13 protein-coding genes are annotated in these 15637 nt (G+C 65.0%); 5 read left to right on the top strand and 8 right to left on the bottom strand.

The window, feature by feature from the left end; all coding sequences use genetic code 11:
- The first annotated feature begins 12 nt into the window (after positions 1–12).
- Together hutH and hutC are read left to right on the top strand one after the other, a co-directional pair.
- Positions 13–1548: a histidine ammonia-lyase gene (gene hutH / locus CXP40_RS07410; RefSeq protein ID WP_106733254.1), complete on the top strand. Its 1536-nt coding sequence runs from the start codon at positions 13–15 to the stop codon at positions 1546–1548.
- A 216-nt stretch (positions 1549–1764) separates the two neighbouring features.
- Positions 1765–2478 (top strand): histidine utilization repressor, encoded by a 714-nt coding sequence (gene hutC, locus CXP40_RS07405; RefSeq protein WP_106733253.1) that lies wholly within the window; start codon positions 1765–1767, stop codon positions 2476–2478.
- 84 nt (positions 2479–2562) lie between these two features.
- Here the strand turns inward: hutC and CXP40_RS07400 are convergent, their stop codons facing one another.
- The 5 genes from CXP40_RS07400 to CXP40_RS07380 form a co-directional block, all read right to left on the bottom strand.
- A complete protein-coding gene (locus CXP40_RS07400; RefSeq protein WP_106733252.1) occupies positions 2563–3222 on the bottom strand; it encodes an endonuclease in 660 nt (219 codons plus the stop codon).
- A 385-nt stretch (positions 3223–3607) separates the two neighbouring features.
- Complete coding sequence (locus tag CXP40_RS07395) at positions 3608–4486, bottom strand: alpha/beta fold hydrolase (RefSeq protein WP_106733251.1); 879 nt, start codon at positions 4484–4486, stop codon at positions 3608–3610.
- A 1-nt stretch (position 4487) separates the two neighbouring features.
- Positions 4488–5063, bottom strand: a complete 576-nt coding sequence (locus CXP40_RS07390) for a TetR/AcrR family transcriptional regulator (protein WP_106733250.1) — start codon at positions 5061–5063, stop codon at positions 4488–4490.
- 107 nt (positions 5064–5170) lie between these two features.
- Positions 5171–5725, bottom strand: coding sequence for an NADPH-dependent FMN reductase (locus CXP40_RS07385; RefSeq protein WP_106733249.1), 555 nt, complete (start codon positions 5723–5725; stop codon positions 5171–5173).
- Between the two features lie 55 nt (positions 5726–5780).
- A complete protein-coding gene (locus tag CXP40_RS07380) occupies positions 5781–6677 on the bottom strand; it encodes a LysR family transcriptional regulator (RefSeq protein WP_106733248.1) in 897 nt (298 codons plus the stop codon).
- Between the two features lie 284 nt (positions 6678–6961).
- Here CXP40_RS07380 and CXP40_RS07370 point away from each other — a divergent pair, with 284 nt between their 5' ends.
- Positions 6962–8035 (top strand): extracellular solute-binding protein, encoded by a 1074-nt coding sequence (locus CXP40_RS07370; RefSeq protein WP_106733247.1) that lies wholly within the window; start codon positions 6962–6964, stop codon positions 8033–8035.
- A 52-nt stretch (positions 8036–8087) separates the two neighbouring features.
- Entirely contained in the window at positions 8088–9053 is a 966-nt protein-coding gene (speB, locus tag CXP40_RS07365) for an agmatinase (protein ID WP_106733246.1), read from the top strand.
- A gap of 103 nt (positions 9054–9156) precedes the next feature.
- Here the strand turns inward: speB and CXP40_RS07360 are convergent, their stop codons facing one another.
- The 3 genes from CXP40_RS07360 to CXP40_RS07350 form a co-directional block, all read right to left on the bottom strand.
- On the bottom strand, positions 9157–10710 hold the full coding sequence (locus tag CXP40_RS07360; protein ID WP_106733245.1) for an acyl CoA:acetate/3-ketoacid CoA transferase: 1554 nt from the start codon (positions 10708–10710) through the stop codon (positions 9157–9159).
- A gap of 98 nt (positions 10711–10808) precedes the next feature.
- Complete coding sequence (locus tag CXP40_RS07355) at positions 10809–12194, bottom strand: GntP family permease (RefSeq protein WP_106733244.1); 1386 nt, start codon at positions 12192–12194, stop codon at positions 10809–10811.
- A 562-nt stretch (positions 12195–12756) separates the two neighbouring features.
- Positions 12757–14217 carry a sigma-54-dependent Fis family transcriptional regulator gene (locus CXP40_RS07350; RefSeq protein ID WP_106733243.1) on the bottom strand — a complete coding sequence of 487 codons (1461 nt, stop codon included), beginning with the start codon at positions 14215–14217 and terminating at the stop codon, positions 12757–12759.
- 299 nt (positions 14218–14516) lie between these two features.
- Between CXP40_RS07350 and CXP40_RS07345 the strand changes: the two genes are divergently transcribed.
- Positions 14517–15518 (top strand): DctP family TRAP transporter solute-binding subunit, encoded by a 1002-nt coding sequence (locus CXP40_RS07345; protein WP_106733242.1) that lies wholly within the window; start codon positions 14517–14519, stop codon positions 15516–15518.
- Positions 15519–15637: the final 119 nt, after the last annotated feature.

The raw sequence follows: 15637 nt of genomic DNA, 5'->3' as shown, positions 1-15637 counted from the left end.
GAAAGAGATTCCATGAATACGCTTAACCTGAAACCCGGCCACCTGACCCTGGCCGACCTGCGCGCCGCCTACCAGGCGCCCGTGCACCTGACCCTGGACGCCAGCGCCCATCAGGCCATCGACGCCAGTGTTGCCTGCGTCAACCAGATCATCGCCGAGGGCCGCACCGCCTACGGCATCAACACCGGCTTCGGCCTGCTGGCCTCGACCCGCATCGCCAACGACGATCTGGAAAAGCTGCAGCGTTCGCTGGTGCTGTCCCACGCCGCCGGCATCGGCGAGCCGCTGAGCGACGCCATGGTGCGCCTGATCATGCTGCTCAAGATCAACAGCCTGGCGCGCGGTTTCTCCGGCATCCGCCGCCAGGTGATCGAGGCGCTGATCGCCCTGGTCAACGCCGAGGTCTACCCGCATATCCCGCTGAAAGGCTCGGTCGGCGCGTCCGGTGACCTGGCGCCGCTGGCGCATATGTCGCTGGTGCTGCTCGGTGAAAGCCAGGCGCGCCACAAGGGCCAATGGCTGCCGGCCACCGAGGCGCTGGCCATCGCCGGCCTGCAGCCGATGACCCTGGCTGCCAAGGAGGGCCTGGCGCTGCTCAATGGTACGCAGGTGTCCACCGCTTACGCCCTGCGTGGCCTGTTCGAAGGTGAAGACCTGTACGCCGCCGCCAGCGTTTGTGGCGCGCTCAGCGTCGAGGCGCTGCTCGGTTCGCGCTCGCCCTTCGATGCACGTATCCATGCCGCACGCGGTCAGCGCGGGCAGATCGACGCGGCGGCGGCGTTCCGCCATCTGCTGAGTGACAGCAGCGAGATCGGCCGTTCCCACGCCGCCTGCGACAAGGTGCAGGACCCGTACTCGCTGCGCTGCCAGCCACAGGTCATGGGCGCCTGCCTGACCCAACTGCGCCAGGCTGCCGAAGTGCTCGGCGTCGAGGCCAACGCGGTCTCCGACAACCCGCTGGTGTTCGCCGCTGAAGGCGAGGTGATTTCCGGTGGCAACTTCCACGCCGAGCCGGTGGCCATGGCCGCCGACAATATCGCCCTGGCCATCGCTGAAATCGGCGCGCTTTCGGAGCGGCGTATCTCGCTGATGATGGACAAGCACATGTCGCAGCTGCCGCCGTTCCTGGTGGCCAATGGCGGGGTCAACTCCGGTTTCATGATCGCCCAGGTCACCGCGGCGGCATTGGCCAGCGAGAACAAGGCCTTGGCCCACCCGCACAGCGTCGACAGCCTGCCGACTTCGGCCAACCAGGAAGACCACGTATCCATGGCGCCGGCCGCTGGCAAGCGCCTGTGGGACATGGCTGCCAACACCCGCGGCGTGCTGGCCGTGGAATGGCTGGGCGCCTGCCAGGGCCTGGACTTCCGCGAAGGACTGAAGAGCACGCCGGCGCTGGAACAGGCCCGTCAGGCGTTGCGCGCCAAGGTGCCGTACTACGTCGAGGACCGCTTCTTCGCCCCGGACATCGCCGCCGCCGATGCACTGCTCGCCGAGCGCGTGCTGACGCCGCTGCTGCCAGCCGGCATGCTGCCGTCGGTAGGCTGAGCCGCGCAGAAATGTAGGGCGTACTCGCGAAGCAGTACGCCGTTGGGGTGCTATCCGTAGGTTGTGGTGCCGAGCTCGGCATGGCCCGGCGTGCTGTTCGCTTCGCTCCTGAGCCCGCCCTACGCGCTGGCACTCCGGCGTTTCGGCAACGGCGCTACTGCCAGTCGTAGCGGTGGGCGCTATCATCCGCGCACCGGGCATACCCAAGGAGCAGCCGTGACCAGTCCCACCCCGCGCTACAAGGCCATCGAGGATTTCCTCCTCGAGCGCATTCACGGCGGCGCCTATCCGGTCAATCACCAGATCCCGCCCGAGGAGCAACTGGCGCGGGATTTCTCCGTCAGTCGCATGACCGCCAACAAGGCGATCCAGAACCTTGTGCAAAAGGGCTATCTGGTGCGTCAGGCCGGGCTTGGCACTTTCGTCACCGACCGTAAGGCCGAGTCGCCGCTGCACGAGGTGATGAATATCGCCAGTGAAGTGCGCGGTCGCGGTCACGAATACAGCAACGAAGTGGTGCGTTGCGAAGCCATCGCCGCCGATGACGAGGTGGCCCTGCGCCTGGGGCTGCGCCTGGGCGGCGAGGTGTTTCACAGCATCCTCGTGCACCTGCAGGACGGCCTGCCGATCCAGCTCGAGGATCGTTTCGTCAATCCGCGCTGGGTGCCGCATTACCTGCAAAGCGACTTCACCCAGGTCACGCCCAACGAAGTTCTGGTCGCCAGTTGCCCGATCTCGGATGTCGAGCATGTGGTGGAGGCGGTACTGGCGGATGCGCGCACGGCCGAGCTGCTGCAGATCGACCCGGCCATGCCCTGCCTGAGCGTGATCCGCCGTACCTGGTCGGACGATCACCTGATCAGCTACGCGCGGCTGATCCATCCCGGTGACCGCTACAAGCTGCGTTCGCTGCACAAGCGCAGAGCGTAGGCTTTCTACAAACCGTAGGAGCCGGCTTGCCGGCGATCTGCAGTGGCTTCGTCGCGGCTAAAGCCCCTCCCACAGTGATCGAAGTCAGTCGCTGATCAGCTGATCCACTAGCGAAGGATCGTCGATAAAGCGATTGCGCGTGCCCTGCAGTACCTCGATCTTGTCGTTGCGCGCCTTTTCCTCGGCATCCGGCGGGTCCATGCGGTGCCAGGCCTTGTACATTGGCACCAGGCCGACGATGGGCAGGCCGTACTCGATATGCATGTAGAAGATCGCGCGGGCGATATTGCCCTTGGCTTCGTCCCGCGGCTCCACCAGTTGGAAGCTGGTTTTCAGGTCGCAGCCGATGTCAGCGAACTTGCTCGGCACGTCATCGGCCAGTTCGGCGAACTGAGCGTTGCGCCGCACCAGCTCGACGCGGGTCAGCGCTGGGTAGTAGTTGTGCTGGTCGGCGACGATGTACGGATAGCGCGGGTTCATGATGGTGCACTGGCGGTCGGTGACGCAGCGCATCGCGCTCTTGAGCTGCTTGCTGCTGTAGATCGGGCTGGCAGTCAGGGTGCCGCTTTCGCGGGCGAAGGTCTGGCCGCAGTAGAGCGTGGTGCCACCACTGCCGTAGAGCTCCTGCCAGAACGCCTGATCGATGGCCTGTTTGGCATCGTCCAGTTGGGTCTGGCCATTGGCCAGGGAGAAGCTGCTGATGCCGGTTGCCAGGCAACCAAGAAGCAAGGTGACTGCGCGCATACTCTAGCCCCAGTGACCGCCGTTGTCGGAGTCTGTTGTTTTTGTAGGACAAGATGCAGTCTAGCAAGACGTACGTCACAAAAAACATGGCCAAATGCGTTCGCCCAACCCGGGATGGTCAGGGCAAAGCGAGACGGCTGATGAAGGGTGGCTCCATGTAAGCCATGGCTTACACGATGTGCCGAATATCGCCACTGTCGGTTGATCAGGTACGGGCGTACTCTGCCGCACATGGATTCAGCGCAGGAAGCGCCTAGACAAACAGGGACACGCTGGACAGCCGCCAGGATGGTGAGCAGATCAAGGATGTCAGGACTACAGTCTGCAAGGCCCCGCAATCGCGGGGTTTTCTTTTTTTCTGGCCCATGGATTTTCAGCGGACGGCTTATGCCGCGCGTTGTTCGATGCGCAATTGCTCGAACCAATCCAGAGTCTCGTCCCAGAGGCGCTGCGCCGCCGGGCGGAAATACCCCATATGACCAATGGTGCCCAGGCCTTCCGCCTGCGAGTCGAGCGTGCGCGCCTGGTAGGGCGCGTTGACGTACGCAGCCATGAAGGCATCGCGTGAGGCAGGCGGGGCCCACAGGTCGTCCAGACTGTTGAGCGCCACCATCGGCGTGTTCACCTGAGCGAAGCGCTCGGCCAGCCCCGGCATCTGCGGGTCGTCGAAGAAGTAGCGGGGGAAACGGCACCAGCGCTTCCACTGGCGGTAGACGCCCAGCGGCAGGTCTTCGCCCATGCCCAGCTTGCTCCAGGCCAGGTAGCCCTTGTAGCGCGTCATCAGCGGGCCGATCACCCGCCACATGGCCAGTACGCGCACTTGCTCGGCCTTGGGCATCCAGCCGTGCCAGCCGGCGCCGGTGCCGAAGGTGTAGAAGCCGGCGACCTGATCATGATTGGGCAGCAGGCCGAAGGCATGGCCGCCGAAGGAGTGGCCGATCATGAACAGCGGACGCTCGGCGTGCCGGTGCTGATCCACCGCCGCGGCCAGGTCAAGATTGGCCCAGTCCAGATACTCCATCTCGAAACCACGCAGGCTGTCGGGCCTGGATTGGCCGATGCCGCGATAGTCCAGAGTCAGAGTGTTGAAGCCGCGGCTGGCAGCATGCTCAGCGAAGCGCCGATAGAAGCCTTGCGGCACGCCAGTGGCGCCGGCGATCAGCAATTGCGCCTGGGGGCGCTCAGAGTGGTAGCGCGTGGCGGCCAGCGGATAGTCGTCGAGGGCCAGCAGGGGCTGGGTTTCGCGGCGAATGCTCGTGCTCATGTCAGGTAGGCTCCATGCGGTGCTGGCGGGTCAGGTGGAGCAGGGTGTCGACGGCCTGTTTCAGAGGCTCGCTGCTGCCGGCGACACGGGCCTGCAGCAGACCGCCTTCGTAGAGGGCGATGAACAAGGTGGCCAGGCCCTGCGGTTGCGGGTAACCGTGACGTTGCAACTGCTGCTGCAGGGCCTGGCGAATGGCGGCGAAGGCATTGGCCAGGGCTGCACGAATTTCATGATCTTGCGGGCCGCTTTCCAGGGCGACGGTGGCCAGCGGGCAGCCGCGTTCGAAGGCGCTTTCCTGCAAGTGGCCAAGCGCACCCTGCAGCCAGGTGGTCAGCGCATCGAGTGGATCGGACTGACGCTCGAAGAGCACAGCGAATGCCTGCTCGGCGCGCTGGCCGACACGCTCGATGGCGGCCACGGCCAGTTCGCTCTTGCCGTTCGGGAAGTGGTGATAAAGGCTGCCCTTGGGCGCATCGGCGGCGGCCAGCAGTTCGTTCAAACCAACGCCATGTAGACCCTTGCGTTGCAGGGCGTCGATCATGGCGTCGATGAGTTTGTCGCGAGTGGGCTTGGTCATGGCCTGGATTATGTAGACCGGTCGGTCTAGTCGCCAGTGTCATTCAGGCCACGTATCAAGGCATATCGGCAGTGTGAAACGCCGCCCGGAAAGGGCGGCGCAGGGCGTCAGGCCTGCTTGGCCACCCACGCCGCATAGGCGTCTATGAACTTCTGCAGGAAGGGTTTGATGCCGTCGCTGAGCACGCCGTTCTCGTCGAAGAAGTTGCCGGCACCGCCGAGATAAGCTTCTGGCTGCTGCAGCACGTGCACGTCGAGGAACACCAGGCACTGGCGCAGGTGGTGGTTGGCGCCGAAGCCGCCGATGGCACCTGGCGAGGCGCTGAGCACGGCGCCCGGCTTGCCGCTGAAGCCGCTCTGGCCGTATGGGCGCGAGCCGACATCGATGGCGTTCTTCATCGCGCCGGGGATCGAACGGTTGTATTCGGGGGTGATGAACAGCACCGCGTCGGCTGCCTTGAGCTTGCTGCGAAACGGCGCGTAGGAGGCCGGAGCGCTGTCGCCGTCGGCGTCTTCGTTGTACAGCGGCAGGTCACCGATCTCGAGGATTTCCAGATTCAGTGAGGCGGGCGCCAGATCGGCCAGCGCCAGGGCCAGTTTGCGGTTGATGGAGGCTTTGCGCAGGCTGCCGACCAGTACGGCGACGTTGTAAGTCTTGCTCATGTGTACTCCAGAAGGTGTGGTGAGGAAGGAACAACCACTATAGACCCCGGATGTTTCAGCAGGTGCTGAATGCAGCCAGCAGATCTTCGCTGAAGGCCTTCTGCGCCTCGCTGGGCGGATGGCCACGGTGACTGGCCAGGCGAAACTGCACGGTGAAGTCCCAGGTGCCGGGCAGCGCGCGCAGGCCGCCGCGGTTCACCCAGGGTTGGGCAATGTGCTCGGGCAGATAGCCCAGGTGCGCGCCGGAGAGGATGAACGCCAGGCTGCCCTCGACCTGCTCGCAGCGCGCGCTGCTTGTGCCGCCTTGCCAGGGCTCGTGGGCGGCGATGAAGCGATAGGGATGCACAACCCGGTCGCAGTCCTGCAGGTCGTCGGCACTCAGCGTTTGCCGCGCGAACAGCGGGTGTTGGCTGCCGCAGTACAGGCGCTGGCGCTCGTCGAACAGCGGCTGGTAGTCCAGCGCCGTCTGGCTGCCGGAAAAATAGCCGATGGCCAGTTGCAGCTGATCCTGCAGCAGGCGTCGTTCCAGTTCGGCGGGCATGGCGCTGAGCAGTTCGATCTGCACCGCCTGGTTACGCTGGCGAAAACGTCCGACGGCCTTGCCGATACGCTCGATCACCTCGTCCGACAGCGCCTCCGATAGACCGATGCGCAGCTCACCGAGCAGCTTGTCGGCCATGCCCTGCGCTTCGCCCTTGAACGTCTCGATGGCGGCGAACAGCTTGCGTGTGGCAGCCAGCACCTGCTCGCCCTTGGGCGTCAGGCGAAAGCCGGCCTTGCCGCGCTCGCACAGGCGAAAGCCCAGGCGCGTTTCCAGCTTGGCCATCTGCGTGCTGATGGTCGACTGGCCGATGCCCAGCTCACCCTGCGCGGCGCTGAAGCCGCCGCTCTCCACCACGGTGACGAACAAGCGCAACAGTTGCAGATCGAGGTCGCGCAATTGGCTGAGCATGGGCGGCTCCATACATTGATGACTGTCGATGTTGGAGTAGAACACTTCGAATTTATCCGAAGTAACGCCGGGTGCAGGATGCCGACATGCCCGGTTCTGTACGAAAAGTCGTCGAGCGAAGGTCAGGCGAGGCAAAAATGGGTGAGGAAGCGGAATTTACGAGCTGTAAATGAGCATTCCGAACCCATTTTTAACGAAGCATCACCGAGCGCAGGCACTTTTCGTACAGAACCTAGCCTCCAGCAGAGAGGCACGGCCAACCGCATCTGCCCGAGGATAGAACCATGCGTCTTGCTGCAAGCCTGCTGCTTCTGGCCATCGCCACGCCGCTGATGGCGGAGCCGAAACAGCTCAACCTGTACAACTGGGCCGACTACGTGGCGCCGCAGGCACTCGCGCGCTTTCAGGCCGAGACCGGCATCCGGGTCAAATACGACACCTTCGACAGCACCGATGTGCTGGAGAGCAAGCTGATGACCGGGGGCAGTGGTTATGACGTGGTCTTTCCCGCTTCCAGCGGCCTGTCGCGGGCGATCCAGGCCAAGGCGCTGCAACCAGTGGGGGCGCTGAAAAACGCCAGCAACCTCGACCCCGAACTGCTGGCCAAGCTGGCCAGCGTCGACCCCGGCAACCAGTACGGCGTGCCGTACACCTGGGGTACCGTGGGCCTGGCGATCAACAAGCAGGCCGTCGAACAGCGCCTACCCGGTGTGGCGCTGGACAGCCTCGACCTGCTGTTCAAGCCCGAGTACGCCAGCAAGCTCAAGGACTGCGGCATCTCCGTGCTCGACTCGCCGCAAGAGGTGATCGCCATCACCCTCAACTACCTGGGCAAGCCGCCCTACAGTGCCAAGGCCGCTGATCTGGACGCAGCCAGCGCCTTGCTCGCCGCGCTACAACCGAACCTGCGCTACATCGGCAATGCCCGGCAGATCGATGATCTGGCCAAGGGCGAAACCTGCCTGGCGCTGACCTACACCGGCGATGCCGGCATGGCCGCTGCGCGTGCTGCCGAGGCCGGGCAACCCTTCGAAGTGCTCTACCGCATTCCACGCGAAGGCACACTGATCTGGTTCGACACCATGGCCATTCCCGCCGATGCGCCGCACCCAGGCAACGCCCGCGCGTTCATCGACTTCATGCTGCAGCCCGAAGCCATTGCCGAGCTGACCAACGAACTGTTCTTCGCCAACGCCAACCACGCGGCCACGCCGTTGCTGGACGAGGCGGTGAGTGGCGACCCGGACATCTACCCGCCCGAAGCCGTGCGCGAGCGCCTGTTCGCCGAAGAAGTGCTGAGCCTGCGCGAGCAGCGTCAGCGCACCCGTCTGTGGACGGCCTTCCGCAGCCAGTACTGAGTCTGTAGGAGCGAGCTCTGCTCGCGAACATCACCGAAACGAGTACCCGACCATGGATCAAGCCTTCGACAACGACCAGGCTATCACCCGCGCCAGCCTCTACGGCACTGCCGCCGAACCCACCTACGCCGGCATCACCAGCTTCATGCGCCGGCGCTACAGCCGTGACCTCACCGGCGTGGACCTGGCCATCAGCGGCGTGCCGTTCGACACCGCCACCACCAACCGGCCCGGCAGCCGCTTCGGCCCGCGGGCGATCCGTGCCGCCTCGATCCAGTCAGCCTGGGCGCGGCATTTCCCCTGGGAGTTCGACCCCTTCGATGTGCTCGCCTGCGTCGATTATGGCGATTGCCTGTTCGACCACGGCACGCCACAGGACACCCCGGAGGTGATCGAGGCGCATGCCACGCGCATTCTAGAAGCCGGTAGCGCGTTGCTGACCTTGGGCGGCGATCATTTCATCAGCTACCCGCTGCTCAAGGCGCATGCCAGGAAGCACGGCAAGCTGGCGCTGATCCACTTCGACGCGCACAGCGACACTTGGCCGGACGAGGAGGGCAAACGCATCGACCACGGCACCATGTTCTATCACGCCGCGCGCGAAGGGCTGGTCGATCCGGCGCGCTCGGTGCAGGTCGGCCTGCGCACCACCAACGACGACGTGATGGGCTTCCAGGTGCTCGATGCCCGCGAGGTGCACCGCAGCACGCCGGAGCAGATCGCCGAGCGCATTCGCGCGCGGGTGGGCGAGCATCCGGTGTACCTGACCTTCGACATCGACTGCCTCGACCCGGCCTTCGCCCCCGGCACCGGCACACCGGTGTGTGGCGGCCTTTCCAGCCATCAGGCGCTGGAAATCCTGCGCGGGCTGCGCGGCATCAACCTGATCGGCATGGACGTGGTGGAAGTGGCGCCGCCCTACGACAACGCCGAGGTCACCGCGCTGGCCGGCGCCACCCTGGCGATGGAGATGATCTGCCTGTACGCCGCGCGGCATAAGCTGGGGGAAAAGACGTAGGGTGGGACGCGCCGATGGGCATTGTTCCGGTTTGCGCTGGATTGCGGACAAAAAAACGGGCCTGTTCAGGCCCGTAAGTTCACGCTCAAAGAGTGGCCTGGCGCTAGTCCAGGCATTGCCCCAGGCCGATGGGCTCGGGGCGGAACAGTCGTCCGTCCATCAGCTTCGGCTGGCGCACGATGGGGGCGAAGTCCATGCGCGCGAGGATGTCGCGCTCGATATCCACGCCCGGCGCCACTTCGATCAGTTCCAGCCCTTCGACACTCAGGCGCAGCACGCAGCGCTCGGTGACGTAGAGCACCGGCTGGCCACGCTCGGCGGCCAGGCGACCGGCGAAGGTGCGGTGCTCCACCTCGGCGACGAACTTGCGTAGCTCGCCGTCCTCGACGATGCGCAGTTGGCCGTCTTCGATGCGGATGTCCTGTTTGCCGGCGCTGAAGGTGCCGACGAACACCACCTGCTTGGCGTTCTGGCTGATGTTGATAAAGCCGCCAGCCCCCGACAGGCGACTGCCGAACTTGGACACGTTGAGGTTGCCCGCCGCATCGGCCTGGGCCAGCCCAAGGAAGGCGATGTCCAGGCCGCCGCCGTCGTAGAAGTCGAACTGGTAAGGCTGGTCGAGCAGGGCGCTGTGGTTGCTCGCCGCGCCGAAGTCCAGGCCCGAGGCCGGGACGCCGCCGATCACGCCAGGCTCGGCGGTCAGGGTCAGGCGCTCGATCACGCCTTCTTCGGCGGCCACCGCCGCCACACCCTCGGGCATGCCGATGCCGAGATTGACCACCGCGTCCGCTTTCAGCTCCAGCGCCGCGCGGCGGGCGATCAGCTTGCGTACGTCCAGCGGCATGGGCGTCAGGCTGTCCACCGGTACGCGTGTCTCGGCGGCGAAGGCCGGGTTGTAGGCGGTGGCGAAGGTTTGCTGATGGTTGGCCGGTTCGGCCACCACCACGCAATCCACCAGAATGCCGGGAATCTTCACCTGGCGCGGGTTGAGCGAGCCGCGCTCGACGATGCGCTCGACCTGGGCGATCACCAGCCCGCCACTGTTGCGCGCGGCCATGGCGATGGCCAGGCTCTCGATGGTCAGCGCCTCGCGCTCGAAACTGAGGTTGCCGTCAGGGTCGGCGCTGGTGGCGCGAACGATGCCGACGTTGATCGGAAAGGTCGGGTAGAACAGGTAGTCTTCGCCATCGATGGGCATCAGCCGCACCAGATCGGCAGTGGTGCGCGCATTGAGCTTGCCGCCGCCATGACGCGGGTCGACATAAGTGCCCAGGCCGACGCGCGACAGTTGCCCCGGCTTGCCGGCGGCAATATCGCGGAACAGCTGGGAGATCACCCCCTGCGGCAGGTTGTAGGCCTCGATGCGATTGTCCACCGCTAGCTTCTGCAGGCCCGGTACCAGTCCCCAGTGGCCGCCGATCACTCGGCGCACCAGGCCTTCATGGGCCAGGTGATTGAGGCCGCGACCCTTGCCGTCGCCTTGGCCGGCGGCATACACCAGGGTCAGATCGCGCGGCGCTTGTTCAGCCACGAAACGCTGTTCCAGGGCGATGGCTATCTGTTCGGCGAAACCGATGCCGACGAAGCCACCGGTGGCCAGGTTGGCGTTATCCGGAATGCGCGCCACGGCTTCGGCGGCGGTCATGATCTTGCTCATTGCGGGTACTCGTGAATTGCAGAGGGCTGTAGGCGCGGCCGGGCGGCGTTCCGCTTCAGCCGCGAAGATCGTGGCTGAAGCCGCTCCTACAGAGAACGTCAGAAGCTTCCGAACATCGTGCCCAGGGTGATCACCACCACCAGCGCCACCAGCGGGAAGGCCACGGTGTTGACGAAGATGAACTTGTACGACTCACGGTGAGTGAGCTTGCAGATCGCCAGCAGCGAGATCACCGCGCCGTTGTGCGGCAGGGTGTCCATGCAGCCCGAGGCCATGGCGGCGACGCGGTGCAGCAACTCGGGGCTGATGCCGGCGGCGGTGGCCATGGTCAGGTACTGCTCGCCGAGGGTCTTCAGGGCGATCGACATACCGCCGGAGGCGGAACCGGTGATACCGGCGAGGATGTTCACCGCCACTGCTTCAGAGATCAGCGGGTTGCTGGAGACGCCCAGCACCAGGTCACGGATGATGACGAAGCCGGCCAGGGAGGCGATCACCGTGCCGTAACCCACCTCGGCGGCAGTGTTGAGGATCGGCAGCATGGAGCCGAAGGCGCCGTCGTTGACGCTCTTCTTCAGGTCCATCCAGCGCTTCCAGTGCATGGCGATCAGCAGCACGATGGCGGCGCCCAGGGCGACGATGATCGACCAGATACCGATCAGCGACTTGGCATCCTGCAGACCGCCGTATTCCGGTTTGGCCAGGTAGCTGGTGTCGACGGCCGGCAGAATCTGCTTGGCCATCAGGAAGTTCAGCGCGATCACCACGAAAATCGGCAGCAGCGCCAGCCAGAAGCCGGGAATATCGCGGCGCTCTTCGACGACCGGGTCATCGCGGTGCTCGCCGTAGCCTTCGCCGGCGGCCATCAACTTGCGCGACTGCGCGGTGAGCCACCAGGTGCCGAGGCCGAACATGATCAGGCCAGCGATGACGCCCAGGCCCGGCGCGGCGAAGGCGTCGGTGCCGAAGAAGGGGTTGGGGATGGCGTTCTGAATAGCCGGCGTGCCGGGCAGCGCGGTCATGGTGAAGGTGAACGAGCCGAGGGCGATGGCGCCGGGGATCAGGCGCTTGGGAATGCCCGCCTCGCGGAACAGCGCGGCGCCGATCGGGTACACGGCGAAGGCCACCACGAACAGCGATACGCCGCCGTAGGTGAGGATGCCGCAGGCCAGCACGATGGCCAGGATCGCGCGCTCACTGCCGACCTTGGCGACGATGCCGTGGGCGATGGCGCGCGCTGATCCTGAGTCGTCCATTAACTTGCCGAACAATGCGCCGAGCAGGAACAGCGGGAAGAACTGGATCACGTAGCCGCCCATGGCCTTCATGAACACCTGGGTGTAGGTGGGCAGCAGCAGGGCGATGTCGCCGGCGAACAGCAACGCCAGCAGGGCCAGCAGCGGGGCGAGTATCAGGACGTTGATGCCGCGATAGGCGAGGTACATCAACAATGCGAGGGAAATCAGAATACCGAGGGTACCCATGGGTGGTTCCTTTTGTTGTTGTTCTACCGGCTCAGGGCCGTTTATCGAGAAGGCGCGGATGCGGCAGTGCGCCTTTGCCGGATATAGAGCCAGAGTCGTGCCAGGCTGGGGTGAGACTTTGGTCGATAGTGCGGGAAGCCCTACTAGGCGGGCTTTTCAGGCCAGTTTGGGGGTAGACGTGGAGTCTGGGGTGGAGAATCGTTTGTCCATAAAATTGGAATTAATCCAGATCTATGGATTTTATGGTGGGTAACATGTCTAGGTTTCTAGACGAAAGGAGCGTTTCGTAGGATGGAAATCGCTGTTCATTTCCACCGTTGCGTTCAGCGGTGTAGCCAATGGTGGAACGATAAAGCGTGATCCACCCTACTCCCGAACCGCAGCCCGGATGTAATCCGAGGTTTTGCGGCGCCTGATCCCCGGATTTCATCCTGGCTACGCAATTGTGGTGAGCGACGGTCTCTGTAGGAGCGGCTTTAGCCGCGAAGCGATTTCCGGTTCGGTGATAATCGCGGCTGAAGCGGAATGCCGCCCAGCCGTTCCTACGACCAGCGACCAGTGTTCAGCCCCTCCGCCCCAGCCCATGCTGCGCCAGCTTGGCGTAGAACCCGGCGCGGGAAATCCCCAGACGTTCGGCAGCTAACTGGCGATTACCGTCGCATGCCGCCAGTGCCGCCTGCAGCGCCTGGCGCTCGGCCTGCGCCAGCTGTTCGGCCAGCGTCTGCGCCGTGCTCATCATCACTGGCGCAGCGGGCATCGGTGCACTCGGCGTTACCGGGTCGACCAGCAAACCGCGCAAGGCCTCGCCATCCAAGCGCCCATCGACCGCCAGTTGCGCCCGCTCCAGCAGGTTGCGCAGCTCACGCACGTTGCCCTTCCACGGCTGTGCGCAGAGCAGGGCGAGGGCATCGTCCGTCAGCTCCATGGGCGCCAGGCCGGAGCGGTTGGCCAGGTCATCGAGCAGGTGTTCGATCAGCGCGGGAATGTCGCTGGCACGTTCGCGCAACGGCGGCACGCGCAGGGCCAGGACGTTGAGGCGGTAGTAGAGATCATCGCGGAACTGCCCGGCTGCCACCTTGGCTTCCAGGTCGATATGGGTCGCCGCGATCACCCGCACGTTGAGCGGCTTGACCTGGTTGGAGCCGAGCGGCTCAACCTCCTGCTCCTGCAGCACGCGCAGCAGCTTGGCCTGCAACGGCAGCGGCAGGTCGCCGATTTCATCGAGAAACAGGGTGCCGCCGTTAGCCACTTCGAACTTGCCGATGCGCGCCTTGCGGTCGGCGCCGGTAAAGGCGCCGGGTGCGGTGCCGAACAGTTCGGCCTCGACCAGGGTCTCCGGAATCGCCGCGACGTTGACCGCGACGAATGGCCCGTTGGCGCGTGGCGACAGGTTGTGAATGCCCTGCGCCAGCAGCTCCTTGCCGGTGCCGGTTTCGCCACGGATCAGCACCGTGGCATCGAGCTGTGCGGCGCGACGGGCCTTGCGCTTTACCTCGCTGGCCGCGGCGCTGGCGCCGATGAAGCCGGCGATGGTGTAACGCGCACGGCGTGCCTTGGCCAGTTCGTGCTGGGTGGCGAGCAGTTGCGTCTGCAGGTTGTTGTACTTGGCCATCAGCGGCTTGAGATGGCGGGCGCGGTCGAACAGGACGAAGCCCAGCGCGCCGACCAGGGTGCCGTCTTCGTCACGCAGCGGAATGCGGGTCACCACGAAGTGCTCGCTGCCGAAGGCCATCAGGTCGAGCATGCTCGGCTGGCCGCTTTCCACCACCTCACGCAGGCGGCTGGCTGGCAGCACCTCCTCGATTTCCTTGCCCAGCGCCGTGCGCGCATCGGCGATGCCGACCTTCTGCGCGTACTTGTCGTTGATCCAGACGATACGCGCCTGGCGATTGACCGCGATGGTGCCCTCGCACTGCGCGTCGAGGTGATCGAACAACAGCGGCATGGCCACCGCGCGAAAGCGCTCGGGCGACACGCCGATGATCAGACCATGCTGGTCGAGGTCGTCGCGGGAGATGGCCATGGGCGAGGGTCCGGAAATGAGATGCCGGTGATTATGGGCAGCGCGGATCGGGGCGGGCAACGTCAACAGTCATCAGACAATGGCATTCGCCGCGCGCTTCTGGAATAGTTGGGCGGCTGCGCGTAACCCGCCGGCACCTGCCGATCGCCCACAAGGCCTGCCCGGCAGTCGTGACACCTGCCGTGTCCCTTTTGCGTGCCGACCAGGCGCGCCAGGCGAGCCACCCGCTCGCCGCTGGATCCGCACCGCTTTGCCGGTGCCACAACGACAATGACCAAGATCCATACAAGGACGCCCCGATGAAACTCAAGCGACTCTTCTCCGCGCTCGCCGCTGGCGCTGCGCTGACCGCGCTGTGCGCCACCGCGCAGGCGCGTGAATACTCCGTTTCCACCGTACTTTCGGATGCCTTCCCCTGGGGTCAGGCCGCGCAGAAGTGGGCCGATCTGGTCAACGAGCGCTCCGAAGGGCGCATCACCCTGCGCGTGTATCCCAACGCGCAACTGGTCGCTGGCGACCAGACCAAGGAATTTTCCGCCATGCGCTCCGGCCTGATCGACATGGCCGTGGGCTCGACCATCAACTGGTCACCGCAGGTGCCGGAGCTCAACCTGTTTTCCCTGCCGTTCTTGATGAAGAACGACGCCGACCTCGACGCCATCACCCAGGGTGAGGCTGGCAAGCTGGCCTTCGCCGCCATCGAGCAGCGCGGCATCGTGCCGCTGGCCTGGGGCGAGAACGGCTTCCGCCAGCTGTCCAACTCGGCCAAGCCGGTGCGTAGCCCGGCTGACATGGCCGGCCTGAAGATCCGCGTGGTCGGCTCGCCGCTGTTCCAGGACACCTTCAATGCCCTCGGCGCCAACCCCACGCAAATGAGCTGGGCCGACGCCAAACCGGCGCTGACCACCGGCGCGGTGGACGGCCAGGAAAACCCGCTGTCGGTCTTCGACGTGGCGCGTGTCGACCAAGTCGGCCAGAAGTACCTGACCCTGTGGGACTACATGGCCGACCCGCTGGTGTTCGCCGTCAACCAGCGCGTATGGCAATCCCTGCCCGAGGAAGATCGTGAGCTGCTCAGCCAGGCTGCCATCGACGCCGGCAAGTGGGAGATCGAACTGTCGCGCGGCGCCCAGGCGCAGCGCCTGGTCGACGTACGTGAGCGCGGTGTGGAAGTGATCGAACTGAGCGACGCCGAGCGTGCCGCCTTCGTCGAAGCCACTACCAGCGTGCATGAGAAATGGGCACCGCGCATCGGCGATAAGCTGATGGACGCCGCACGCAAGGCCGTGGCCCAGCCCTGATTCGTTTCATCTGACCGGAAACCCATGGGTTTCGGGCGTAATGCTGCCAGTTTGTCGCGCGACACCGATCCGCTCCCCTCTCCCATTTATGGGAGAGGGGCTGGGGGAGAGGGCCAGCG

Origin of the sequence: Pseudomonas sp. YY-1, assembly GCF_002843095.1 — a bacterium.
GTDB lineage: Bacteria > Pseudomonadota > Gammaproteobacteria > Pseudomonadales > Pseudomonadaceae > Aquipseudomonas > Aquipseudomonas sediminis_A.
Note: the sequence above shows the minus strand (reverse complement) of the source record. Positions and strands in the feature narration are given on the sequence as shown.

Bases quoted from the DNA above. Each gene is read 5' to 3' on its own strand.
- hutH (WP_106733254.1), top strand. From the start codon at position 13: ATGAATACGCTTAACCTGAAACCCGGCCACCTGACCCTGGCCGACCTG.
- CXP40_RS07400 (WP_106733252.1), bottom strand. From the start codon at position 3,222: ATGCGCGCAGTCACCTTGCTTCTTGGTTGCCTGGCAACCGGCATCAGC.
- CXP40_RS07395 (WP_106733251.1), bottom strand. From the start codon at position 4,486: ATGAGCACGAGCATTCGCCGCGAAACCCAGCCCCTGCTGGCCCTCGAC.
- CXP40_RS07390 (WP_106733250.1), bottom strand. From the start codon at position 5,063: ATGACCAAGCCCACTCGCGACAAACTCATCGACGCCATGATCGACGCC.
- CXP40_RS07385 (WP_106733249.1), bottom strand. From the start codon at position 5,725: ATGAGCAAGACTTACAACGTCGCCGTACTGGTCGGCAGCCTGCGCAAA.
- CXP40_RS07380 (WP_106733248.1), bottom strand. From the start codon at position 6,677: ATGCTCAGCCAATTGCGCGACCTCGATCTGCAACTGTTGCGCTTGTTC.
- CXP40_RS07370 (WP_106733247.1), top strand. From the start codon at position 6,962: ATGCGTCTTGCTGCAAGCCTGCTGCTTCTGGCCATCGCCACGCCGCTG.
- speB (WP_106733246.1), top strand. From the start codon at position 8,088: ATGGATCAAGCCTTCGACAACGACCAGGCTATCACCCGCGCCAGCCTC.
- CXP40_RS07360 (WP_106733245.1), bottom strand. From the start codon at position 10,710: ATGAGCAAGATCATGACCGCCGCCGAAGCCGTGGCGCGCATTCCGGAT.
- CXP40_RS07355 (WP_106733244.1), bottom strand. From the start codon at position 12,194: ATGGGTACCCTCGGTATTCTGATTTCCCTCGCATTGTTGATGTACCTC.
- CXP40_RS07350 (WP_106733243.1), bottom strand. From the start codon at position 14,217: ATGGCCATCTCCCGCGACGACCTCGACCAGCATGGTCTGATCATCGGC.
- CXP40_RS07345 (WP_106733242.1), top strand. From the start codon at position 14,517: ATGAAACTCAAGCGACTCTTCTCCGCGCTCGCCGCTGGCGCTGCGCTG.